Source organism: Streptomonospora wellingtoniae (assembly GCF_031845375.1).
Taxonomy (GTDB): domain Bacteria; phylum Actinomycetota; class Actinomycetes; order Streptosporangiales; family Streptosporangiaceae; genus Streptomonospora; species Streptomonospora wellingtoniae.
This window is the reverse complement of record NZ_JAVREK010000010.1, coordinates 156,278-177,704: the sequence shown is the minus strand read 5'-3', so window position 1 is coordinate 177,704 and position 21,427 is coordinate 156,278. Positions and strand designations below refer to the sequence as shown.

General features: G+C 72.7%; 23 protein-coding genes. 11 read left to right on the top strand and 12 right to left on the bottom strand.

Annotated elements, in window-relative coordinates; all coding sequences use genetic code 11:
• Positions 1-96: 96 nt before the first annotated feature.
• The 3 genes from RM446_RS11880 to yczE all read right to left on the bottom strand — a co-directional run bounded on the left by RM446_RS11880 (position 97) and on the right by yczE (position 3,888).
• Entirely contained in the window at positions 97-828 is a 732-nt protein-coding gene (locus RM446_RS11880; RefSeq protein ID WP_311545287.1) for an MgtC/SapB family protein, read from the bottom strand.
• A gap of 80 nt (positions 829-908) precedes the next feature.
• Positions 909-2,696, bottom strand: coding sequence for a glycoside hydrolase family 15 protein (locus tag RM446_RS11875; protein WP_311545286.1), 1,788 nt, complete (start codon positions 2,694-2,696; stop codon positions 909-911).
• Positions 2,697-3,201: 505 nt separating this feature from the next.
• Positions 3,202-3,888 (bottom strand): membrane protein YczE, encoded by a 687-nt coding sequence (gene yczE, locus RM446_RS11870; RefSeq protein ID WP_311545285.1) that lies wholly within the window; start codon positions 3,886-3,888, stop codon positions 3,202-3,204.
• Between the two features lie 52 nt (positions 3,889-3,940).
• On the opposite strand from yczE, the gene yczR reads away from it, so the two are divergent.
• From yczR to RM446_RS11855, 3 genes are all read left to right on the top strand, one after another.
• Positions 3,941-5,419 carry a MocR-like transcription factor YczR gene (yczR, locus tag RM446_RS11865; protein WP_398695016.1) on the top strand — a complete coding sequence of 493 codons (1,479 nt, stop codon included), beginning with the start codon at positions 3,941-3,943 and terminating at the stop codon, positions 5,417-5,419.
• A 153-nt stretch (positions 5,420-5,572) separates the two neighbouring features.
• The gene (locus RM446_RS11860; protein WP_311545283.1) at positions 5,573-5,851 is read left to right on the top strand and encodes a hypothetical protein; all 279 of its coding nucleotides are present in this window, start codon (positions 5,573-5,575) and stop codon (positions 5,849-5,851) included.
• Complete coding sequence (locus RM446_RS11855) at positions 5,851-7,476, top strand: AMP-dependent synthetase/ligase (protein WP_311545282.1); 1,626 nt, start codon at positions 5,851-5,853, stop codon at positions 7,474-7,476. The genes RM446_RS11860 and RM446_RS11855 overlap by 1 nt, the downstream gene beginning before the upstream one ends.
• On the opposite strand, the gene RM446_RS11850 is transcribed toward RM446_RS11855, so the two are convergent.
• Entirely contained in the window at positions 7,464-8,300 is an 837-nt protein-coding gene (locus RM446_RS11850; RefSeq protein WP_311545281.1) for an alpha/beta hydrolase, read from the bottom strand. The genes RM446_RS11855 and RM446_RS11850 overlap by 13 nt on opposite strands.
• Before the next feature lie 239 nt (positions 8,301-8,539).
• Between RM446_RS11850 and RM446_RS11845 the strand changes: the two genes are divergently transcribed.
• Positions 8,540-9,409 (top strand): alpha/beta fold hydrolase, encoded by an 870-nt coding sequence (locus RM446_RS11845; RefSeq protein WP_311545280.1) that lies wholly within the window; start codon positions 8,540-8,542, stop codon positions 9,407-9,409.
• Between the two features lie 28 nt (positions 9,410-9,437).
• Here RM446_RS11845 and RM446_RS11840 read toward each other — a convergent pair whose 3' ends face one another.
• Both RM446_RS11840 and RM446_RS11835 read right to left on the bottom strand, forming a co-directional pair.
• Entirely contained in the window at positions 9,438-10,613 is a 1,176-nt protein-coding gene (locus RM446_RS11840; RefSeq protein WP_311545279.1) for a cation:proton antiporter, read from the bottom strand.
• A gap of 12 nt (positions 10,614-10,625) precedes the next feature.
• On the bottom strand, positions 10,626-11,108 hold the full coding sequence (locus tag RM446_RS11835; protein ID WP_311545278.1) for a cation:proton antiporter regulatory subunit: 483 nt from the start codon (positions 11,106-11,108) through the stop codon (positions 10,626-10,628).
• A gap of 350 nt (positions 11,109-11,458) precedes the next feature.
• Here RM446_RS11835 and moaA point away from each other — a divergent pair, with 350 nt between their 5' ends.
• Entirely contained in the window at positions 11,459-12,448 is a 990-nt protein-coding gene (moaA, locus tag RM446_RS11830; RefSeq protein WP_311545277.1) for a GTP 3',8-cyclase MoaA, read from the top strand.
• 163 nt (positions 12,449-12,611) lie between these two features.
• On the opposite strand, the gene RM446_RS11825 is transcribed toward moaA, so the two are convergent.
• Entirely contained in the window at positions 12,612-12,956 is a 345-nt protein-coding gene (locus RM446_RS11825; protein WP_311545276.1) for a glycosyltransferase, read from the bottom strand.
• Between the two features lie 423 nt (positions 12,957-13,379).
• A complete protein-coding gene (locus RM446_RS11820) occupies positions 13,380-13,607 on the bottom strand; it encodes a hypothetical protein (RefSeq protein WP_311545275.1) in 228 nt (75 codons plus the stop codon).
• Positions 13,608-14,165: 558 nt separating this feature from the next.
• Between RM446_RS11820 and RM446_RS11815 the strand changes: the two genes are divergently transcribed.
• Both RM446_RS11815 and RM446_RS11810 read left to right on the top strand, forming a co-directional pair.
• Entirely contained in the window at positions 14,166-14,996 is an 831-nt protein-coding gene (locus RM446_RS11815) for a helix-turn-helix domain-containing protein (protein WP_311545274.1), read from the top strand.
• Positions 14,997-15,004: 8 nt separating this feature from the next.
• The gene (locus tag RM446_RS11810; protein ID WP_311545273.1) at positions 15,005-15,202 is read left to right on the top strand and encodes a DUF397 domain-containing protein; all 198 of its coding nucleotides are present in this window, start codon (positions 15,005-15,007) and stop codon (positions 15,200-15,202) included.
• Positions 15,203-15,321: 119 nt separating this feature from the next.
• On the opposite strand, the gene RM446_RS11805 is transcribed toward RM446_RS11810, so the two are convergent.
• Together RM446_RS11805 and RM446_RS11800 are read right to left on the bottom strand one after the other, a co-directional pair.
• Positions 15,322-15,981, bottom strand: coding sequence for a class I SAM-dependent methyltransferase (locus RM446_RS11805; RefSeq protein WP_311545272.1), 660 nt, complete (start codon positions 15,979-15,981; stop codon positions 15,322-15,324).
• Between the two features lie 124 nt (positions 15,982-16,105).
• A complete protein-coding gene (locus RM446_RS11800) occupies positions 16,106-16,549 on the bottom strand; it encodes a glycine-rich domain-containing protein (RefSeq protein WP_311545271.1) in 444 nt (147 codons plus the stop codon).
• 179 nt (positions 16,550-16,728) lie between these two features.
• Here RM446_RS11800 and RM446_RS11795 point away from each other — a divergent pair, with 179 nt between their 5' ends.
• From RM446_RS11795 to mobA, 3 genes are all read left to right on the top strand, one after another.
• Entirely contained in the window at positions 16,729-18,036 is a 1,308-nt protein-coding gene (locus RM446_RS11795; protein WP_311545270.1) for a helix-turn-helix transcriptional regulator, read from the top strand.
• A complete protein-coding gene (locus RM446_RS11790) occupies positions 18,033-18,278 on the top strand; it encodes an RtcB family protein (RefSeq protein ID WP_311545269.1) in 246 nt (81 codons plus the stop codon). The genes RM446_RS11795 and RM446_RS11790 overlap by 4 nt, the downstream gene beginning before the upstream one ends.
• Positions 18,279-18,369: 91 nt before the next feature.
• Positions 18,370-18,960, top strand: coding sequence for a molybdenum cofactor guanylyltransferase (mobA, locus tag RM446_RS11785; protein ID WP_311545268.1), 591 nt, complete (start codon positions 18,370-18,372; stop codon positions 18,958-18,960).
• A 40-nt stretch (positions 18,961-19,000) separates the two neighbouring features.
• Here mobA and RM446_RS11780 read toward each other — a convergent pair whose 3' ends face one another.
• The gene (locus tag RM446_RS11780) at positions 19,001-19,228 is read right to left on the bottom strand and encodes a hypothetical protein (protein ID WP_311545267.1); all 228 of its coding nucleotides are present in this window, start codon (positions 19,226-19,228) and stop codon (positions 19,001-19,003) included.
• 437 nt (positions 19,229-19,665) lie between these two features.
• Here RM446_RS11780 and RM446_RS11775 point away from each other — a divergent pair, with 437 nt between their 5' ends.
• A complete protein-coding gene (locus RM446_RS11775; protein WP_311545266.1) occupies positions 19,666-19,875 on the top strand; it encodes a dodecin in 210 nt (69 codons plus the stop codon).
• Positions 19,876-20,003: 128 nt separating this feature from the next.
• On the opposite strand, the gene RM446_RS11770 is transcribed toward RM446_RS11775, so the two are convergent.
• Positions 20,004-21,422: a metallopeptidase TldD-related protein gene (locus RM446_RS11770; protein WP_311545310.1), complete on the bottom strand. Its 1,419-nt coding sequence runs from the start codon at positions 21,420-21,422 to the stop codon at positions 20,004-20,006.
• Between the last annotated feature and the right edge of the window lie 5 nt (positions 21,423-21,427).

Below are 21,427 nucleotides of genomic sequence, written 5' to 3'. Positions count from 1 at the left end.
CGCTCGCGAATGCACGTCTGCCCGGCGCAGCGGGCCGTGCGGGCGGGCGGGCGGAGGGTGCGGCATGGCCGTGCCGCCCCAGTCGGGGCCCTCCGCTCACTCCTCGCTGGTCGGCTCCCCCACGCGCACGGAGACCACCCCCGGGGTTTCGGCGAGCGCTGCGGCGAGATCCTGCGTCTGCGCGCCCCTGCCGCCGCCGCGGACGTGCAGGACCAGTTCGATCACCGTCTCGCGCGGGCCGCCGCCCTCCGTGCGCCGGGTCTCGACCTCCTGCACGGAGAACCCGCGCGCGGTGACGTCGGCCAGGATGGTGCGCAGCGCGCCGCGGCCGTCCTGGTAGGACACCCGGATGGGGGCGGTCTGCGGGCGGCGGCGGGTGATCATCCGCAGCAGCGGGGGATAGCCCAGGGCCACCAGGTAGTGGGCGGCCGTCACCGCCGCGGCCACCAGCCACAGTCCCGCTCCGGCCGCCGTCCCCACAGCGGCGGCGACCCAGATCGTGGCGGCCGTGGTCAGCCCCCGGACGATGTCCTGGCGGACGAAGATGACGCCGGCGCCGATGAACCCGATGCCCGAGGCGATCTGCGCAGCCACGCGCGAGGGGTCGAGCGTGATGGTTTCGCCGTTGATCACGTCGAAGAACGCGTACTTGCTGACCACCATGAACAAGGCCGCGCCGACGCCCACCAGGGTGTGTGTGCGCAGGCCCGCGTTCTTCTGCCGCAGCTCGCGCTCCAGGCCGATGAGCGTGCACAGCACGAGCGCGACGGCCAGGGCGATCAGCTGCGCCGGACCCTGCCCCTGCAGGTTCTCCGCGAATCCGTCCATGGCCGACAGCTACCCGCAGCGGGCGCCGTCCTCCCCCTTGAAGGGGCGCCGGCGGCCGCGCGGAGGCGGAACGCCGGCGCTCAGCCCCGCCGGTGCCCGTTCTGGTGGGAGAGGTTCAGCGCGGTGGTGACCAGCGGAACGTGGCTGAAGGCCTGCGGGAAGTTGCCCACCTGGCGGCCGCTGGAGGCGTCCCACTCCTCGGCCAGCAGCCCGACGTCGTTGCGCAGCCCCAGCAGGCGGTCGAACAGCTCGCGGGCCTCCTTCTCGCGGCCGATGGACAGCAGCGCGTTGGCCATCCAGAAGCTGCACGCCAGGAACGCGCCCTCGTCGCCGGGCAGGTGGTCGGCGGCTTCCTCGCGGTCGGTGCGGTAGCGCATCACGAAGCCGTCGATCATCAGGTCGTCGCGGATGGCCTCGATCGTGCCGACGATTCGGGGGTCGCTGTAGGGAAGGAACCCGACCTCGGGCATCAGCAGCAGAGCGGCGTCGAGCTCCCGGCTTCCGTAGTACTGGGTGAAGGTGTTGCGGCGGGCGTCGTAGCCGTACTCGCAGACCTCAGCGTGGATGGTGTCGCGCAGCGCCTTCCAGCGCTCGATGGGCCCCTCCTTGCCGAAGTCCTCGATCATGCGCACGGCGCGGTCGGCGGCCACCCACGCCATCACCTTGGAGTGCACGAAGTGCTGGCGGGGCCCGCGGACCTCCCACAACCCCTCGTCGGGCTCGTCCCAGCACCACTCCAGGTAGTTGACCAGCGAGCGCTGGAGGCCCCACACGTGCTCGCCGCCCTGCAGGCCGCTGCGCCGTGCCAGGTGCAGCACGTCCATGACCTCGCCGTACACGTCGAGCTGGTACTGGCCCACGGCGGCGTTGCCGATGCGCACCGGGCGGGAGTCCTCGTAGCCCGGCAGCCAGTCGGCCTCCCACTCCGACAGCCGGCGCTCGCCGCGCACGCCGTACATGATCTGCATGTGCTGGGGCTCGCCGGCCACCGCGCGCACCAGCCACTCCCGCCAGGCCTGCGCCTCGTCGGTGTAGCCGCTGCGGATGAGCGCCTCCAGGGTGATGGTGGCGTCGCGCAGCCAGCAGTAGCGGTAGTCCCAGTTGCGCACCCCGCCGACGTCCTCGGGCAGGGAGGTCGTGGGCGCGGCGACGATGCCGCCGCTGGGGCGGTAGGTCAGCGCCTTGAGGGTGATCAGCGAGCGGACGACGGCGTCGCGGTACTCGCCCTCGTAGGTGCACTGGTCCACCCAGTTGCGCCAGAACCGCTCGGTGCGCGAAAGGGCCTTCTCGGCGTCGAGGTGGTCGGACTCCTCGACCTGGGAGGGGTGCCAGGTCAGGACGAAGGGGACGCGCTGTCCGGCGCTGACGGTGAAGGTGGCGTCGTGCAGGAAGTTGTGGCCCTCCAGCGGGACGGGGGAGCTCATCCACACCGAGTCGGGTCCGGCGATGGCCACCAGTTCGGTGCCGCTGCGGTGGATCCACGGGACGACGTTGCCGTAGTCGAAGCGCAGGCGCAGGGCGGTCTGCATCCGCACGGTGCCGGCCAGGCCCTCGACGATGCGGACGATGTGGGGGGCGCCGCCGCGCGGGGGCATGAAGTCGATGACGCGCACCGAGCCCTCGGGGGTGTCCCACTCGGATTCGAGGACCAGCGTCTCAGGGCGGTAGCGGCGCCGTGCGGCGCGGGGCTCGCCGTTGGCGGGCCGCATCCACCAGTTGCCGTTCTGCTCGTCGCCCAGGAGCGCGGAGAAGCAGGCGGGGGAGTCGAAGTGGGGCAGGCAGAGCCAGTCCACGGAGCCGTCGCGCCCCACAAGAGCTGCGGTCTGCATGTCGCCGATCAGCGCGTAATCCTCAATCCAGCCGGACACGCGGCTCACCCCCTTCTCAACCAAGATCACCTCTACGCGGACGTACCGTATCCAACTCCGAACCGCCCCGCGGACACGCGAGAGCGGCGCGTGTGCGTGCCACGGCGACGGTATCCGCGCCGGAGTCCGGAGTCGCGGTGGGCCGGTCGGCTGCGCGGGCCGCGTCGCCCGCTTCGGTCACGCTACCGGCTGAAGCGCTTTCCCAGGTGGAAGGCGGACTAAATGTGCTCTAGCAGATACCCGCGCGAGGCGTTCGGGAAGCCCCCGGCGAAGAACGGGGTTGTGCGGGCGCGGGAGCGGGTGGTTTCTTTTGCCGCGTCCGTGCGCAGCCGGGGGTTTGCGACTGAGGATCCGTTATTTCGACGTGATCGCTGCGGCATGGGGAGCGTCGCTGGAATCCCGGTCCGGATCCGATTTCCGGGCGGCCGATTCCGCGCTCGGCGGGAGCCGCGCGGGGGCGGGGGCGACGGGGGCAGGGGCGGCCCGGGTCGCTCGGACCGGCCGGTCAGCGGCTTCGGCCCCGGCCGGTTCCGGCCTCGGCCGGCTCCGGCCCGGCGATGCTCAGCAGCGGCAGCGCGCGCTGGGCCAGCGGCCCGATGGCGACCGCGAACAGCAGTGTGCCCACCCCCACCGTGCCGCCGAGCAGGGCGCCGGCAACCACCACGGCGACCTCGATGGCCGTGCGGGCGGTGCGCACCGACAGCGGGGTACGCGCGGCCAGCCCGACCATCAGCCCGTCGCGCGGGCCCGGGCCGAGCCGGGCGCCGATGTAGGCTCCGGTGGCCAGGCCGGTCAGCAGGACGCCGGCCACCAGCACGCCCCAGCGCACCGCAAGGCCCTCGACCTCCGGCAGCAGCCACAGCGAAGCGTCCACCGCCAGCCCTACCACCACGGCGTTGCTGACGGTGCCCAGTCCCGCCCGCTGGCGCAGCGGCGCCCACAGCAGCATCACCGCGCCGGCGGTCAGGATGCTGCATGCGCCCACGGACAGGCCGGTGTGCCGGGCCAGGCCCTGGTGCAGCACGTCCCAGGGCATCGCGCCCAGGCGGGAACTGATCAGCAGCGCGCAGCCCAGACCGAAGGCGCACAGCCCGGCGTAGAGCTGCGCCAGGCGGCGCGGCCGGGGCGGCGGCAGCAGCGGGTGGAGGAGGACGCTGCGGGCGATCCTGGCCGGCCGCGAGGCAGGGGACACGTCGGTGCCTTTCCGAGTGGGAGAGCGCGGCGGATGGGCCGCAGGGGCTATGTTGGCTCCGCGAAATGCGGGAAAAACAGCGCCAATTTCGGAAAGTGGCACCCTTGTGGTTGGTGAGCGGCGGATCAACGGCCATCTCCTCGCCCGGCTGGTCGGTCCCGAGGCCGAGGGCCGGCCCTACTACCGCGCCCTGGGCCGGGCGGTCAGCGGGCTCGTGCTGGACGGCCGGGTGCCCACCTTCACCCGGCTGCCGGCGGAGCGGGACCTCGCCGCGGCCCTGGGCGTCAGCCGCAACACGGTCACCGCCGCCTACACCTGGCTGCGCGAGAACGGGTTCCTGGACAGCCGGCAGGGCGCGGGCAGCTGGACCGTCCTGCCCGACGGAGGCTCGGCGCCCGGCGTGCTGCTGCCCCGCACCGACCGGATCGACCTGGGTGTGGCCGCGCCCTCGGCCGTCGACGGCATCCAGCAGGCCGCCCGCCTGGCGGTGGACCAGTTGGCCGTGCACGTCGGCGGCATCGGCTACAACGTCCGCGGGCTGCCCGAGCTGCGCCACGCCGTCGCGCGGCGCTACGTCGAGCGCGGCCTGCCCACCGACCCCGAGCAGATCTTCGTCACCAGCGGCGCCATGCACGCCGTCGCGCTGCTGATGGACATCCTCACCGAGCCCGGCGACAGCCTGCTGGTCGAGTCGCCCACCTACCCCCACGCCCTGGACGCCGCGCGCCGGCTGGAGGCGCGCGTGCGCACGGTCGGCGTCACCCCCGCCGGCTGGGACATGGACCACGTGCTCGACGCGTTCCGCCGTATCAGACCCGCGGCCGCTTATCTCATCCCGGACTTCCAGAACCCCACCGGCGTGCTGATGGACGACGACGAGCGCGCCGCCGTGGCCGCCGAGGCCCGCCGCGCCGGCAGCGCCCTCATCGTGGACGAGGGCGTTGCCGAACTGGCGATCGACTCCGGCGACCTGCCCGCGCCGCTGGCCGCCCACGACACGGACGGGCGGGTGTTCACCGTCGGCTCGGCCGCCAAGGCCTTCTGGGGCGGACTCCGCATCGGCTGGGTGCGCACCACACCGCCCATGGTCGAGCGCCTGACCACCGCACGCCAGCGCCTGGACCTCTCCAGCTCGCTGCTGGACCAGCTCACCGTCACCCACCTGCTCGCCGACACGCTGCGCATCCGCGCCGAACGAAGTCGGCAGTTGCGCCGAAACCGCGACGCCCTCGTGGTTGCGCTGCGCGAACGGCTGCCCGACTGGGAGTTCAGCAGCCCATCGGGCGGGCTGGTGCTGTGGGCGGGACTGCCCCGCGCCGCGGCCGGCGCGCTGGCCGAGAGCGCTGCGGAGCAGGGCGTGTACGTTGCGCCCGGGCCCCTGTTCGGTGCCGACGGGACGCTGGAGCGGCGCGTGCGCTTGTCCTACGCGCACCCGCCCGAGGTGCTGGTCGAGGGTGTCGAGCGGCTGGCGCGCGCCTGGGCCCAGACGCCGAACCGGCCCGGCCGGGCCCACCGCGGCCTGCTGGGCTGACCTCCGGCCGGGGCGCACCCGCGCCACCGGGATCGCCCGCACCGCGGGCGGTGTGCGCACCGCGAGCTCGGCCCCGGAGGGTCTTGCGGCTTCCTTCGGGCCGTGGTCCGATGAACGCAGTGGGAGTGACCCGCGCCACATCTGGAGGCCGTGATGGGCGACACCAGCGGCGGCACCGACACTGACACCGAGGTCCTCCGGCAGCGGCGGGAGATCGACGCGCAGATCGCCGGCCCGACCCTCGTGGACCGGCTGCGCCGAACGGCCGACGAGCACGGGGACCTCCCGGCGCTCTCGCGGCGCGTCGCCGGGGCCGGCGGCACCGGCGCCGAGTGGGAGACGCTGACCTGGGCGCAGTACCGGCGGGCCGCGCTGGAGACGGCGGCGGGCCTGGCCGAGTACGGCCTGCGGCCGGCGAGGTGGTGGCCCTGATGCTGCCCAACAGCCCCGAGCACCTCGTCGCCGACATGGGCGCCGTGCACGCCGGCGGCGTTCCGCTCACCGTCTACGCGACCTTCCCGCCCGAGCAGGTGGAGTTCGTCGCAGCCGACTGCGGCGCGGCCGCCGCCGTGCTGCAGGGTGACGCGGAGCTGGAGCGGTGGCGCCCCGCCCTGGAGCGCCTGCCGCGGCTGCGTACCGTCGTCCTGCTCGACCCCGGCGCCGTGCCCGCCGAGCCCGGCCCGGGCGGCGCCGCGTTCGTCAGCTGGGCGGAGCTGCGCCGGATCGGCAGCGAGCGCTACGCCGCCGATCCGGCGGCCGTGCACGACCGCACTGCCGCGCTCGGCCCGCAGGACACCGCCACGCTGCTCTACACTTCCGGCACCACCGGCAGGCCCAAGGGGGTGCCCGAGACGCACCGGCAGGTGCTGGTCCAGGCGGAGACCACGCTGCGCGCCAACGAGCTGCCGCTGGGCGGATCCTCCGTCTCCTACCTGCCGCTGGCCCACATCGCCGAGCGCGTCCTCAGCGTGTACCTGCCGATCCAGACGGCCGGGCACGTGCACTTCTGCCCCGACCCCGCCGAGCTGGGCACCTATCTGGGCCTGGTGCGCCCGCACGCGCTGTTCGGCGTGCCGCGGGTATGGGAGAAGCTGCAGTCGCGCCTGGCGGCCGCCCTGGCCGCGGCGCCCGAGGAGCAGCGGCTGGCCATGGCCGAGGCTTCCGAGGCCGCCCGCGCCTACCTGGAGGCCGGCCAGTACGGGCGCACCCGCAGCCCCGAGCTGGAGAAGAGCTTCGCCGAGGCCGACGCGAACGTGCTGGCGCCCATCCGCGCCCTGATCGGACTGGACCGCTGCACCTCCTTCACGACGGCGGCCGCACCGATGTCCGAGGAGACCCTGCGCTTCTTCAGCGGGCTCGGTGTGCTGCTGCGCGACGTGTACGGCATGACCGAGAACTGCGGCCCGGCCACCGCCAACCGCCCCGGTGCCTACAAGTTCGGCAGCGTCGGTCGGCCCTGCGACGGCATCGAGGTCGCCACCGCCCCCGACGGCGAGATCCTGGTGCGCGGCCCCGTCAACACTGCCGGCTACCTCAACCGGCCCGGCGACACCGCGGCGCTCTACGCCGGAGACGGCTGGCTGCGCACCGGCGACCTCGGTTCCGTGGACGACGACGGATTCGTCTACGTGCTCGACCGCAAGAAGGAGCTGATCGTCACCGCGGGCGGCGAGAACATCGCGCCGGCCGCCGTCGAGAGCCGCCTCACCGAGCACCCGCTGATCGGCCAGGCCATGGCCTGCGGCGACGGGCGCCCCTACGCGGCGGCGCTGCTGACGCTGGACGCCGAGGCGGCGCCGGGCTGGGCGGCCGCGCAGGGGCTCGGTGAGACCGACCCGGCCGTGCTCGCCGTCCACCCCGAGGTGCTGGCCGAGGTGGAGCGGGCGGTCGAGGCCGCCAACTCCCGGCTGGCGCACGTCCAGCGGGTCAGGCGCTGGCGGCTGCTGCCGGAGGAGTGGACGGTCGAGGGCGGGGAGCTGACCCCCTCGCTCAAGATCAAGCGCCGGGTGGTGCAGCGCAAGTACGCCGAGGCCATCAGCGCCCTCTACGCCGGCTGAGCCGGGGCCGCGCACCGCCGGGCGAAGCGCACGACCTCCTCCAGCACCTCGTCGCGGTTGGTCTCGTTGAAGACCTCGTGCCGGGCTCCGGGGAAGATCCGCACGGCCAGGTCCTCGCCCGCGAACTCCGCGATCCCCACACGGGTGTCGGAGATCGGCACAAGGCTGTCCTGGGCGCCGTGCACCCAGAGCAGCGGCGTGCCGCTGAGGCGGCCGTGCCCGCGGATGCGCGCCAGTTCGGTGTGGAGGGCCTGCAGCAGCTCCCGCTTGAAGGGGCCGTGCCAGACCAGGTCGTCGGCGGCGTAGTCGGCGGCGACCTGCGGGTCGCGCGAGAGGGTGGTGGTGTCCAGCGGCACGTCGGGGATCTCCGGCGCGGCCAGCAGCTCGCTCGCGCTGGTCCAGCGGCCAAGCACCGGGCCCGAGAGCACGAGCCCGGCGGCCTCGCCGGGGTGCAGCTGGGCGTAGCGGGCGGCGATCATGCCGCCCATGGAGTGGCCGACGAGCACCAGTGGCAGCGTGCGGTAGGCGGTGCGGGCCTGGGTGACGAGCCGGTGCACGTCCTCGACCACGCCGTCGAAGTCGTCGATGAGCACACGCTCTCCCGAGGAGCGGCCGTGCCCGCGGTGGTCGAGGCCGTAGACGGCGGCGCCGCCGGCGCACAGCGCCCCGGCGGTGTGCTCGTAGCGCCCGATGTGCTCGCCGTAGCCGTGCACCAGCACCGCCAGCCACGCGGGCTCGGCGCTCTGCGGCGCCCACGCCCGCGCGTACAGGCGCTCGGAGCCGCTGCGTCCGCCGGGCAGTTCCCATTCGCGCGATACGACCACTGCGACTCCTGACCCTTCCGGGGCGATGCTGTCGCGGGCAGCCTAACGACCCGTACGCGTCTGCGACACGCACGCGTTGCGCGGCCCGCGGCCCGCGGGGCGGTGAGGGCGGCCGAAGCGGCGATGGCGGCGGGCGCCGCACCATGCGGGATGTAATGTGTAAAGTGTTTTTAGAAGTATTACTTGATGCTAGCGTTGCGCCTAAAGGTTGGACTTACCGATTACATCCGGAGGCCCCCATGCCCATCCCCGCCGGAACCGGCGCGCCCGTGCCGAACCCGCCCGTCTGTGCCGCCTGGGGCCTGCCCGAGCGCATCGCCGTCTCCGGCGGCACCGTCGCCGCCGGCGTGTTCGGACAGGGCCCGCCCGTCGTCCTGGTGCACGGCACGCCGGCCTGGTCCTATCTGTGGCGCGGCGTCGCCCGGCGGCTCGCCGAGCACCGCACCGTGTACCTGTGGGACATGCTCGGCTTCGGCGACTCCCACCCGGCCGCCGGCGTCGCGCCCACGATCGCCCGCCAGGCCGCCGTCCTCGCCGAACTGGTGGAGCACTGGGGCCTGGAGGCGCCCGCCCTGGTCGGACACGACATCGGCGGCGGAGTGGTCGCGCGCGCCCACCTGGTGGAGGGTGTGCCGGCGAGCGCGCTGGCACTGGTCGACGCCGCCGTGCTGGGCCCGTGGAACACCCCCTTCACCGACCACCAGCAGCGCCACGCCGAGGCCTACCGCACCATGCCCGCCGACGTCTTCGCCGACCTGGCGGCCCTGCGCCTGCGCAGCGCCACCCGGGCGCCGCTGCCCGAGGAGGCCGTCGCCGCCTACCTGGCTCCGTGGGCGGGTCAGAGCGGGCAGCGGCGCTGGCTCGACCAGGTCGCCGCCGTGAGCCATGAGGACACCCGCGAAGCGGTCCGGCGCCTGGGCTCGGTCGCGGTTCCCACGCTGGTGCTGTGGGGCGGGCAGGACGCGTGGCTGCCGCCGGAGACCGGCGAGCGCCTCGCCGCCGCCATCCCCGGAGCCCGCCTGCGCACCGTGGCCGACGCGGGCCACTTCCTGCCCGAGGACGCGCCGGAGGACGCGGCGGCGGCGCTGCTCGCGCACGCCGGGATCTGAGGGGCCCGGCGGCCCGCGGAGCAGGCCTTCAGGCCTGGGCGCCGTTGCGGGTCCCGCCCGCCCAGAGGGGGGTGCGCACCGTCCCCGCGAGGTAGGTGACCACCGGGCCCGCGACGGCCAGGATGATCACGTAGGCCGCGGCGAAGGGGACCAGACCGGGTGCGACGCCCGCGGCCAGCCCGGCGATGACCACGGAGAACTCGCCGCGCGGGATGAGCACCGTGCCCGCGCGCAGCCGGCCGCGGCGGCCCACGCCGTCGCGGCCGGCCGCGTAGTAGCCCACCGCCGTCTTCGCCAGCGCGGTCACGGCGGCCAGCGCGGCTGCAGCGGGCAGCATCGGCACCAGGTTGCGCGGGTCGATGGTCAGCCCGATGGCGAGGAAGAACACCAGCGAGAACAGGTCGCGCAGGGGTTCCATGGCCAGGCGCGTGCGCTGGGCGAGCTGGCCGCTCAGTGCGAGCCCCACCAGGAACGCGCCGACCGCGGCCGAGGCGTGGGCGGCCTCGGCCGCGCCCGCCACCAGCAGGGTGAGGCCGAGGATGCGCAGCAGGAACTGCTCGGAGTCGCCGGTGTCGAGGATGCGGTTGATCGGCTCGTGCAGGCGGTGGGACGCGAACAGCGCGACCGCCACCGCCAGCAGTGCCGTGGCCAGCGTGAACGTGGTCCGCCCCCATGTGCTGCCGACCACCGCCGCACCCAGCAGCGGCAGGTAGACCGCCATGGCGATGTCCTCCAGCACCAGTACCGACAGCACCGAGGGCGTCTCGCGGTTGCCCAGCCGCCCCAAGTCGTTGAGCAGCCGCGCGACGATGCCCGAGGAGGAGATCCAGGTGATACCCGCCAGCGCGACGACGCCGCGCCAGTCCAGCCCCAGCAGCCAGCCCGCCGCGGCCCCGGGCAGCGCGTTGAGCACCGCGTCCAGCACCGACGACGGCAGGTGCAGCCGCAGGCTCTGCGAGAACTCCTCGGGGGAGAACTCCAGCCCCAGCAGCAACAGCAGCAGGACCATGCCGATCGCCGCCCCCGTGCCGATGAAGTCGCCCGCCGCCGGTACCGGAGCGAGGCCGCCCTCGCCCAGAGCCAGCCCGGCCAGCAGGTACAGCGGGACCGGGGAGAGGCCGTAGCGCCGTGCGGCGGCCGAGATCAAGCTGAGCACCACCAGCACGGCGCCCAGTTCCAGGAAGAGGGGAACGGAGATCTCCATGTCGGGGGCCTGCTAGGAGGCGCCGACGATGTGCTCGACGCCCGCGATGCCCTCGTCGGTGCCCACCACGACCAGGACGTCGCCCGTATGCAGCTCCTCGGCGGGCGTTGGAGAGGCGATGACGTGGTCGCCGCGCACGATCGCCACGATCGACGCGCCGGTGCGGGTGCGCGCCCGGGTGTCGCCCAGGGTCCGGTCCCGGTAAGGGGAGCGCTCGCCGATCTCGATCTGGCCCGAGACCAGGCCGGGGACCTCGCGGGTCAGGTCGGCGAAGCGCTCGGCCACGCGCGGCGCCCCCAGCATCTCGGCGAAGGCCTCGGACTCGTCGCGGTTGAGGTGCAGCAGGTGGCGCGGCGTGTCGGGATCGCCGCTGCCGTAGACGAGCAGTTCGGCGTCGCCGGTGCGGCGGGCGATCATCCCCACGCGCGCGCCGCGCGAGGTGGTGAACTCGTAGCGGATGCCCACTCCGGGCAGAAGTACTTCAGTGACCTCCATGGACGACATGTTCCCGGCGCGGGTCCCGCTACGCGCGGGGGCGCGCGGCGGGTGTGCGCAAAGCCGGGCGCGGCGTGGCCCGATCCGGCCGGGATCTGCGAAGCCTCCAGCGGCGACACGATTGGTAGGATTGTATACAGGCGTGGACCGCCGAAGTAGTATTGCCTCTAAGTAGGACGATGTTCGCTGATCGGAAAAATCGCCGCTAACGGCTCAGTGATCGACAGACGCGACCAAGCAGGCATCTTTTAGGCTGGAGCTGCGCCGGGAACCACCTAAGTGACGTCACCGCTGACGCGAACGCATCGCCGAGGCCGGACGGCCACCCTAGACGGAAGAGGTGACGCCCCATGCTGGCCGACTCCTACGGAAGGGTCGCCACGGACCTGAGGGTCTCGCTCACCGACCGCTGCAACCTGCGCTGCTCCTACTGCATGCCGCCCGAAGGACTGGAGTGGCTGCCCAAGGACGAGGTACTCGCCGACGACGAGGTGAACCGCCTCATCCGCATCGGTGTCACCATGCTGGGCATCGAGGAGGTCCGCTTCACCGGCGGCGAGCCGCTGCTGCGCCGCGGCCTCACCGGGATCGTCGCCGCGAGCACCGCTCTGCGCCCCCGCCCCCAGACCGCCCTGACCACCAACGGCATCGGCCTGGCACGCACCGCACCGGCCCTGGCCGAGGCCGGACTGGACCGCGTCAACGTGTCGCTGGACACGCTGCGCCCCGACGTCTTCGAACAGCTCGCCCGCCGCCGGCGGCTGCCCGACGTCCTCGAAGGCATGGCCGGAGCCGCCGCCGCCGGGCTCACCCCGGTCAAGGTCAACACCGTGCTGATGCGCGACGTCAACGACGCGGAGGCCCCCGACCTGCTGCGCTACTGCCTCGAGCACGGCTACCAGCTGCGGTTCATCGAGCAGATGCCGCTGGACGCCCAGCACGGCTGGCGGCGCGACACCATGGTCACCGCCGACGAGATCCTGGACCGGCTGAGCGCCGCCTATCGCCTGGAGCCCGCGGACGACCACACGCGCGGCAGCGCTCCGGCCGAGCTGTTCTACGTCGACGGCGGGCCCGAGACCGTCGGCGTGATCGGGTCGGTCACCCGCCCGTTCTGCGGCGCCTGCGACCGCGTGCGGCTGACCGCCGAGGGCGAGATCCGCAACTGCCTGTTCGCCCGCGAGGAGTCCGACCTGCGCGCGCTGCTGCGCGGCGGCGCGACCGACGAGGAGATCGCCGAACGCTGGCGCGCCGCCGTCGCCACCAAACTGCCCGGCCACGGCATCAACGACCCCAGCTTCCTGCAGCCCTCCCGCCCGATGTCGGCCATCGGCGGTTGAGAGCCCCGACACCGGCTCCGACCGGCGGCCCCGGCGGCCCCGGCGGCACATCGCCGTTGATCTTGTAGCCATCGTGAAGGAAAACGATTTCCATTTGCGATAGCTACAAGATCGATGGGATGTGTTCGGGGCTCCCCAGTCCGAGACGGGCGGCGGGTCAGGTTCACCCCGGCCTCGCCCGGCACGAGTCCGCATCGGAGTAGAGGCCGCCGAACATGTTCAGCGGCTCCAGGCGGAGCAAGTCCGCGCGCACCGCCGGGTGCAGGTGGCTGAGGGCGTCGTACAGGTCCTGGTTATGCAGGCGGATGCTGGGCAGGTTCGCGTCGGTCCACAGCCACGCGTCCCAGCCCGGGTTGTGGTCCGCCCACGTGGCCAGATTCTCGGTGTAGGGGTACGTCGCCCCTCCGACCCAGATCACGTGCACAATCCGCGGGATGCGCATGGTGTGGGCGCGGATGGCGCGGGCCACGGGACCCGGCTGGCGGTGGGGCAGTACATCACCAATCATGCTGAAAAATCTCCTCGAAAAGGGGGCGGAGGAGCAGAAACCGCCGTGTCGGGTGGGGGTGAGCGGGGGCCTGGCCGGGGGTGTGACGAACCAGGGGCGAGGCGGTCTTCTTGGTGCTGCCCCCCGCCACGGGGGCGGCAGGGGGCAGCGGACGGGCGCGGGGGCGCCCGGAAGGCCGCGCCAGAGGGGCGCGTCCTGCACCTTCGGGCCAGGGCGGACACGGTGCGTCGACTTGCCCCGCAGGTGTGGACCCGCGCGCCGGGAGCCCTACCGGGGCCATCCCCACGACCCCGCATCCCGGCGCGCGGGCGCCTCAGGCTTGGGGCGCGCCGCGGCGCCGCTGGCGCTCGCGCTCGATGCGCCCCTCAGCGTCTGGGTCCTCCAGGTCGGCGTCAGGCCCGGTGCGGTCGGTTTCGGCCATGGTCAGTCCACCCCCTCGGCGCTGTCGAGGAGACGGGCGAACTCGTCCAGGGAACGGGCGCGCACGACGGTCTCTGCGTGGGTGGCGCGGGTGGCCTCGAACAGCTCCCCTTCGGCGTCGGCGGTGTGCCGCACAGCCCACCGCCGGTGCTCCAGCGACAGGGCGGCGAACCTCGCGTACTCCCCATCGTCCAGTCGGGGCGGGGTGTACTCCCGCTGGTGGGGCACCATCGGCATCACCTGGCCCCAACCATCTCGCGCACGGGGTGGGCCAGGTCCGGCCGCTCAGAGATGAGGCGCTGCGTCAGCTCCGCCAGCTCCCGCATGTCCGCAGCTGGCACCCGGGTGCCGCCGCGGCAGATGTGCGGGCGGGTGGGGCTCACGGGCTGTCGGCACCCGCGGCACTTATCAGCCCAGGTGTCCTTCCGGGGCGGGGTGTCGCCCGCGTAGGGGCGGGGCCTGTCGGGGCGGTGGTGGCGGCCGCGCGGCGGCGGGTCGGTGACGACCGGGATCGGGATCGTGTCGGGTTCAGGGCGTGCTGCGAGGTAGGGCCGGGCGGACCGGTGCCTACCCCGGTAGTGATCGGGCAACAGAAACCCCCAGGGGGTCACGCCGGGCTGGGACGGCCCGGCAGGGAACTTGAGCACTCCCTATACTGAAACATGGATTCCATGGTTTCAAGTGAATCGTGGAATCCAAGATTGAAATCCCTATCCGGGATTCCGAGATGTCCGGATCGCCCGCACGCTCCTACCATCAGGACCAGCAGCACGATCACACAGGGGAGTCATGGCGACCAGATACTCACCCACCATCCGCAGGCGCCGCCTGTCCGCCGAACTGCGTCGGCTCCGACTCGCCGCACGGATGACCCTGGACGACGCCGCCAAGTCGACTGAACTCGCCAGGTCCACGGTCGGGAACATCGAGTCCGGGTTCAAGAAACGCCCCCAGCTCGCCGAGGTGCGGGCGCTGCTGGACGCCTACCAGGTGTCGGACCCCGAACGCGAACAAGTACTCGACTTCTGCCGGCAAGCCAGGGAGCGCGACTGGCGGGCGAAGTACCGCGACGTGGTCAAGGGTGAGCACGTCGGGTTCGAGGCGGAGGCGTCGGAGATCTCCACGTGGGAACCGATCCTGGTCCCCGGCTTGCTGCAAACCCCGGACTATGTGCGGGAGTTGGCGGCGGCAGCCGAGGCCCACCCGGTGGACGCTGACCGGCTGGTCGACTCGCGGATGCGGCGGCAGGAGATCCTGCGGGAGGACCCGCCCGAGTTCTGGGCGATCTTCGATGAGACCGCGTTGATGCGGCTCGCGGACCGGCCGAACGTGCTGCGGGGGCAGGTGGAGCACCTGGTGGCGATGTCCCAGGAGCAGACGATTACCATTCAGATCACCCGGGCTGATCGGATGAACCCGGGGACCGGTGGGCCGTTCGTCATCACGGAGTTTCCAGACGCGATGGACCCGACGATCGTGCACCTGGAGACAGCGACGGATGGTATCTATCTGGAGCGTCCGGAGGACATCACGTTCTACCGTGCCCTGTTCAACCGGCTGCGCCTCGCGGCGTTGAAGCCGGGGGAGACCATAGACCGCCTACGCCACATGATCGACTAGGAACCATGATGCACAGCTCGATTCCCGATTCCCAGTTCCGCAAGTCCTCTTATAGCCAGCCGAACGGGTCCAATTGTGTCGAGATCGCCGACCTGGTGGGAGGCTCGGCCGTCCGCGACACTCAGCACCGCCATTTGGGGCACCTGGAGTTCCCGGCGGATGCGTGGCAGGAGTTCCTGGCTGATGTGAAGGACGGTCGCCTCTAGGGGACGCAACAGGAAGGCCCCAGGTGGTTACCTGGGGCCTTCTGTGCTCAATTCCCGCGGGTGAGTATAGCTGGTCCGTATGTCGGGGTCTACGCAATCCCGTTGGAGGGATGCCGGTCTTACGCCGACGCCCGCACGATCAGTGTCCCCACATGGTCGGGCTCCGGTGCGGGCTCCACCCATGCCCGTGCCCCGGTGAACCCGTGTCGGGTCAGGATCTCCTCCCACGTCTCGGGTTCGTAGGCCCACCGGTACACCCACACCTTCCGGCCGCGGAATCCGGTGGCGTAGATGCCCTGCACGCCGTAGGCGCCGGGTACAGCGGGGGCTTGGGCGAAGGTGAGCCGGCCGCCCGGCACGAGGCGCTCGCGGACGAGCGGCAGCAGCACGTCGGGGTCGGTGAACCACACCGCTCCCCAGATCGAGTACGCCGCTTCCCACCGTCCCCGTGTGGTGGACAGGTAGTCGACAACGTCGGCGTGCACGAACCGGGCGTTGGGCAGGTCCCCCCACCACTCGTGTGCGGCGCGCACGTGTTCAGCGGACAGGTCCACCCCGGTCGCGTCGACCCCAGTGGTCGCGAGTGCTGCGACAGCATCTCCCCGCCCGCACCCCAGCTCCAGGGTCGTGGCGGGCTCTCCGAGGAGTTCCGGGCCGGGGCCGTGGTCGGGGTATTGGCACCACCGCAGCGCGTCTTTGAGCGCGTCCTCTCGTGGCGGGGTGGGGAGTTGGCCGGCGTAGCGGTCCCAGTAGGTGGTGAGGTCGGTGACTGCGGTCATGGTGTGGCCCCTGTGGCGGACGATCAGGATGGGTCACACCGTAGCTGTGTCGGGGCGGAGCGGGCAGGAGAACACGGCAGGCGCCCCGGCACCGTTGGGGTGCCGGGGCGTCGCGGGTGCGGGGTCAGTGGCAGTCGGACCCGTGGTAGCAGGGGGTGCACTTGGCGCCGTCGCGTTCCCACAGCGGCCAGTCCACCTGGAATCCGTTGCCCTCGATGATCTGAGCGGTCTTCATGACCGACCCGTCGTACTTGAAATCGATCTCGGGGACGTGCTCCAGGAAGCCGCCGAAGTGGAGCTGGCAGAACTCGCGGTAGTTCACGGTGTCGAGGATGAACCCGTGCACAGCGATGTCGATCAGCGGCCCGCACCCGAGCCCGAGGTGCTGGCCGTGCTTCTCCATGGCGGTGATCAGGTAGGCCACCGCCTGGCCGAAGCACCGGCCGGCCATCACCGTGTCCCAAGGGTGGTCGCGGGTGAGCAGCTGGATCTGGCGGTCCCACACCTGGGGGGTGACGAAGGCGCGGGGGTCGCGGGTGGTGGTCGGAGTTTCCACGGTTGCCGTCATGGTCGGTGGCTCCTTCCTCCCGGCGGGGGCGGTCCCTGCCGGGCTGGTTACAGAGAACGCTCCGCAGCATGTGCGCGACAATGCGCGTCGGGTGAGCACACATTGACTAAGGCGGCAATGTTGCGGCGTTACCGGGCGGGTACACCCAGGCTTCCCGGCCCTCTTTCTGGGAGACGCGCGTGAACCCCACCCGAGCCACCCGCGCCCAGCTCGCCCGCGGCGCCGCCCGTATCCGCGCTGACCAGCAGCGCCACGGCGCCCCTGTGCACGCGATCGCCGCGCAGATCACCCGGGACCTGCCCATCACCCAGTTGGAGGCGTGGCGGTTGGCGTATGGGTGGTCGCGGCCGAGTGTGGTGGACGCGGTGGGGGAGGTGTACCGGTCGGACGGGTTGGCGCCGCCGGGGTTGACCACGGCGATGCTGTGCCGGTGGGAGCACGGCCAGGCCCGCCCCGGGTGGGAGTACGTGGCCGCCCTGGCGCGCGTGTACCGGGTTGATCCGTCCCGTCTGGGTGTCTCCCTGCCCACGCGGGTACCCGGTTGGTACGGTCACCGGATACCGCAGCCGCGACAGGAGCCCCCGATGCCCGCCGAGCACCCCGATCTCTCCGCTGTCGCTGACAGCATCGCGCTACACGGACCTGGTTCGGGGACGGGTGACCTGGCCGAACGCGCGTTGGGGTACTACAACCAGCATTACAGCGACTACCCGCCTCGGGTGCTCGCGTCCGAGGTTGCCCGGTGCCGGGGCCTGCTCATCACCCACCAGGACTCGGACACCCGCCGTGTGCTGGGGTGGCTCTCCGCAATGCTCGGGAACCTCACCCACCACACCGGGGACGCGACGGGCGCCCTCATCCACCTCGGTACGGCCGCACGCATCGGCGCCCAGGTCGGCGAACCGCATCTGGCGGGGTGGGCGCTCGGCGCCCAGTCCATGGTGGCCACAAGCCAGCACCGGTATGCGGAGGCGTTGGAGCTGGCCGACCAAGCGGAACCCTACGCGGACACGGCACTGCGGCGTGCCCAGGTGGTGGCGTGGTGCCGGCTGCGGCCGTTGGCGGCTATGGGAAACGCGGACGTGCTCGCGAGGGCGGTTGCGTCGGCGCGGCGGCACATGGACCAGGGGGAGGAGCAGCCGGGCCGGTTCGGGTTCGACCGTGCGGAGTTCGAGCTACATGTGGCTGAGGCTCTGGTGGCTGGGGACCCGGCGGGGGCGGCCCGGCATGCGGAGGCGTCGGCTGGGCTGAAGCGCACGGGGTCGCCGGGGTGGTCGGCGGCGACCGCTGTTCTCGCGCGGACTCACGCGGCCCGGCACGATTCGGGTGCCGCGTGCACGGCTGCTGATGAGGTTCTGGACGCGGTGCCGCCGGAAAGGATGCGGGAGACCACACGCGCGCGTCTGCGGACGCTGGTGGCTGACCTGAGTGGTCAGGAGACGCCTGGGGTGCGGGGACTGGAGGAGCGGGTTCGGGCTCTGGGGTGAACGCGAAAGGCCCGGCACCGTGGGAACTGGTGCCGGGCCTGCGCTGGGTGGCTCGGGGGGCCTCTCCATCCCCACCTCTGTGGGTGGGAGGGTCCGTTTCCACGGTCCCGACCGATCCCCGCAGCCGTTTCTCGGACGAGATCCCGGCCGCCTACAAGGACATCAGCGCCGTCATCGACGCCCAGACCGACCTCGTCGAGGTGGCCGCCCGCCTGCGCCAGGTCGTGTGCGTGAAGGGATAGCCGGGCGCCTTTCCGCCGGGCCCGCTCCAGGCCTCGGCGGCGGGGCGGGTGGCATGCTGGGGTGGAGGTATGGGGCCGGGGAGGGGACGCCATGAGTGAGCCTGCGCCGTTCGACGCCGTGATCCTGGCGGGAGGTGCTGCGCGGCGGATGGGTGGCGGCGACAAGCCCGGCCTGGACGTCGGCGGTGTGAGCCTGGTCGAGCGTGTGGCCGCCGCCGCGGTCGGCGCCGAGCGCGTGGTCGTCGTCGGCCCGCCCCGGGAGCGCCCCGCCGCCCGCTACGTGCGTGAGGATCCGCCGGGCGCCGGACCGGTGCCCGCGCTGCGCGCCGGCCTGCACGAGGTCGCGCTCCCGAGCTTCGCGCTGCTGGCAGGGGACCTTCCGTTCCTCACGGCCGACGACGTCGGTGCGCTGCGGCGCGAGGCCAGCGGTCGCAGCGGCGCGGTGCTCGTCGACGCCCAAGGGCGCGTGCAGTGGCTGCTGGGCGTGTGGCGCACCGACGCAGTGCGCGGCGCCCTCGCCGATTACACGGGACGCTCGCTGCGCGGCCTGCTGGGACCGCTGGAGCCGCGCCGGGTCGCGGCCGCCGCGGCGCGCGCGGCCTTCGACTGCGACACGCCGGAGGAACTGGCCCGCGCCCGTGCGTCCGGCCGGGGCCTCGTCGACGGCGACGGGTGGCGCTGAGCGCAGCGGGCGCGGCGCGCGGGTCCGGCCGTCCGCGGCGCTAGCCGGAGAAGTCGGCGACGGGCACGGTCTCCAGCAGGAACCCGCGCACGTTCAGGAACTCGGCCAGGTAGGCGCGGTGCTCGTCGCAGGCCACCCAGGTCTTGCGGCGCTCGGGGGTGTGCACCTTGGGGTTGTTCCACACGAGCACCCACTCGGCGGGGGCGCGGCAGCCCTTGCGCGAGCAGTGCGGCGCCTCGTCCTCGGGCGCGGCTCCGCCTTCGGTCACCTGGTGCGCTCCACGTTCGCTCGACGGCCGGCCGCTACGCAAAGTACCGGCAAACAGGCATGAAAAAGCGACGTCGGGTGGCTACGGGGGCAAACCACCCGACGTCGCAACCGGTGTTCCGACGGGGGCTCGAAACACCGCGTCAGCGCTCCGACGGGGGACCGAAGCGCTGGATCCCAATGTACACCGCACATCCCCTGTGTACGTCAAGACTTAGTTACGACGTGATCTCGGGAAAGTCCAGCGCCCCGGCAGTCCCGCGCCCGAAACGTGAACAATCAGGCATGGTTCACATGTGTCACGCAGTGCATTCCCAAGGCCGGGCAACGCGCCGGTTGTTCGCGCGTCAAGCGGTCAGCGCGGTCCGCGTGCCCCGTTGCCCGCGGCGCGGGCGGCGGAGAGTGTGTCGGGAGACGTCCCAGGAGGAGGCAGTGCCCATGTCGCACAACACCTACCGCGTGAGCGAGATCGTCGGCACCTCGCCCGACGGCTTGGAGCAGGCCGTCCGCAACGGCATCGAACGCGCGTCCGCGACCCTGCGCCAGCTCGACTGGTTCGAGGTCACCGAGATCCGCGGCCACCTGGAGGACGGCGCCATCGCGCACTTCCAGGTCGGCATGAAGGTCGGATTCCGCCTCGACGAGTAGCACCGCGGCGAGCACGCCTGCCCTCCCGCCCGGCCCTGCACCGCTCGCTGCCGGAGGAGGGGGCCGGGGCGGCCGAACCGGTGCGGTCCACGGGCGCGCAGGCGGACGCGGACCGCACCGGGCGGCGGTTACGACGCCTGGCTGACCGTCGACATGTTGAAGTCGGGGATCCGCAGCGGCGGCATGGCCGTGCGGGGGAAGCTGTCGCCGACCTCGCGCCCCAGGGCGGGGACGGTGGCTCCGGCCTGGGCGGCGCGGTCGAGCAGGGACACCGGCGACTCGTTGAACCGGAAGTTGTTCACCGCTCCGGTGACCTCGCCGTCCTCGACCAGGTAGACGCCGTCGCGCGTCAAGCCCGTCAGCAGAAGGGTCTGCGGGTCCACCTGGCGCACGTACCACAGGCACGTCAGCAGCAGGCCCCGCTCGGTCTGGGCGACCATCTCCTCCAGGCTCGCCGTACCGCCGCCGGCCTCCAGCACCAGGTTGTCGATGTGCGGGGTCAGCGGCAGCCCCGTCAGCTCCGCCGAGCGACGGGTCTGGGGCAGGGCCGCAAGCTTGCCGTCGGAGATCCACTCCGTGCGGGTCAGCGGCAGCCCGTTGTCGAAGGCGGTCACGCGCCGCCCAGCCGCCGGCGCCGCTATGAACGGACTGCACTCCAGTCCCGCATAGGCGGGGTCGCTGAGCAGGGACAGCGGCATACCGGCGAGCCGGTCGCCGATCCGGGTGGCGCCGCCGCCCTCGCCGCCGGAGAACACGGTGCGCCCTTCGGCGGCGTCGCGTGCGGTGGCCGCCGAGTACAGGAAGAACATCATGTCGGCGACCGCGCTGGGCGGCATCAGGGTCTCGTAGCGCCCTGCCGGAAGGTCGACCCGGCGCCGGGCCCAGCGCACCCGCCGCTCCACCTCGTCCTCCAGTTCGGCCGCGTCGACGTCGGTGAAGTCGCGCGTGGCACGGCCCGCCCACGCCGAGTGGCCGCCGTCGGCGGCGGAGAAGGACGAACCCGTCTTGGCGTTCAGCTCGACGGTGCCCGAGGGCTGGTCGTGGCGCAGCCGCACCCCGGTGGAGCTGCCGAAGAAGACGGAGTCGACGGTGTGCTCGGCGTAGCCGTAGAGCCGGCGACCGGCCGCCGAACCGCGCTCGAAGGCCCGGCCCAACCCGGGCGCCAACCCGGAGAACACCGAGATGTCGGTGGTGGGCACCGGCGCGTCCCAGTCGGCGGCCTCGGGCACCCGGGCCCGCCCCGGCTCCACGAGCGGCGCGGCGTCCTCGGCCGGCAGCGCCTGGCCGGCGGCCTCCTCGGCCGCGCGCACCAGGCCCTCCAGGTCGTCCTCGGCCCCTCCGGTGCGGGTGCGGGCCCCGATCGACACCCCCCGGCCCGAGGAGGCCAGAGCGATCACCGTGACCGTGCGCGATCTGGTGGCGCCGTTCGTGGTCAGCGAATTCCCGGCCCAGCGCAGGTTGGCTCTCGCACTGTCCTCGACCAGCACCATGCAGCCGTCCGCGCGCGCCAGCTCCAGCGCGCGCTCCACCACCGCCTGGGGAGTCATCCCGC

Excerpts from the sequence above, each read along its gene's own strand:
- RM446_RS11880 (WP_311545287.1), bottom strand. The coding sequence starts at position 828 with ATGGACGGATTCGCGGAGAACCTGCAGGGGCAGGGTCCGGCGCAGCTG.
- RM446_RS11820 (WP_311545275.1), bottom strand. The coding sequence starts at position 13,607 with ATGGTGCCCCACCAGCGGGAGTACACCCCGCCCCGACTGGACGATGGG.
- moaA (WP_311545277.1), top strand. The coding sequence starts at position 11,459 with ATGCTGGCCGACTCCTACGGAAGGGTCGCCACGGACCTGAGGGTCTCG.
- RM446_RS11845 (WP_311545280.1), top strand. The coding sequence starts at position 8,540 with ATGCCCATCCCCGCCGGAACCGGCGCGCCCGTGCCGAACCCGCCCGTC.
- RM446_RS11840 (WP_311545279.1), bottom strand. The coding sequence starts at position 10,613 with ATGGAGATCTCCGTTCCCCTCTTCCTGGAACTGGGCGCCGTGCTGGTG.
- RM446_RS11810 (WP_311545273.1), top strand. The coding sequence starts at position 15,005 with ATGCACAGCTCGATTCCCGATTCCCAGTTCCGCAAGTCCTCTTATAGC.
- RM446_RS11855 (WP_311545282.1), top strand. The coding sequence starts at position 5,851 with ATGCTGCCCAACAGCCCCGAGCACCTCGTCGCCGACATGGGCGCCGTG.
- RM446_RS11815 (WP_311545274.1), top strand. The coding sequence starts at position 14,166 with ATGGCGACCAGATACTCACCCACCATCCGCAGGCGCCGCCTGTCCGCC.
- RM446_RS11805 (WP_311545272.1), bottom strand. The coding sequence starts at position 15,981 with ATGACCGCAGTCACCGACCTCACCACCTACTGGGACCGCTACGCCGGC.
- RM446_RS11775 (WP_311545266.1), top strand. The coding sequence starts at position 19,666 with ATGTCGCACAACACCTACCGCGTGAGCGAGATCGTCGGCACCTCGCCC.
- RM446_RS11860 (WP_311545283.1), top strand. The coding sequence starts at position 5,573 with ATGGGCGACACCAGCGGCGGCACCGACACTGACACCGAGGTCCTCCGG.
- mobA (WP_311545268.1), top strand. The coding sequence starts at position 18,370 with ATGAGTGAGCCTGCGCCGTTCGACGCCGTGATCCTGGCGGGAGGTGCT.
- RM446_RS11835 (WP_311545278.1), bottom strand. The coding sequence starts at position 11,108 with ATGGAGGTCACTGAAGTACTTCTGCCCGGAGTGGGCATCCGCTACGAG.
- RM446_RS11770 (WP_311545310.1), bottom strand. The coding sequence starts at position 21,422 with ATGACTCCCCAGGCGGTGGTGGAGCGCGCGCTGGAGCTGGCGCGCGCG.
- RM446_RS11800 (WP_311545271.1), bottom strand. The coding sequence starts at position 16,549 with ATGACGGCAACCGTGGAAACTCCGACCACCACCCGCGACCCCCGCGCC.
- RM446_RS11825 (WP_311545276.1), bottom strand. The coding sequence starts at position 12,956 with ATGATTGGTGATGTACTGCCCCACCGCCAGCCGGGTCCCGTGGCCCGC.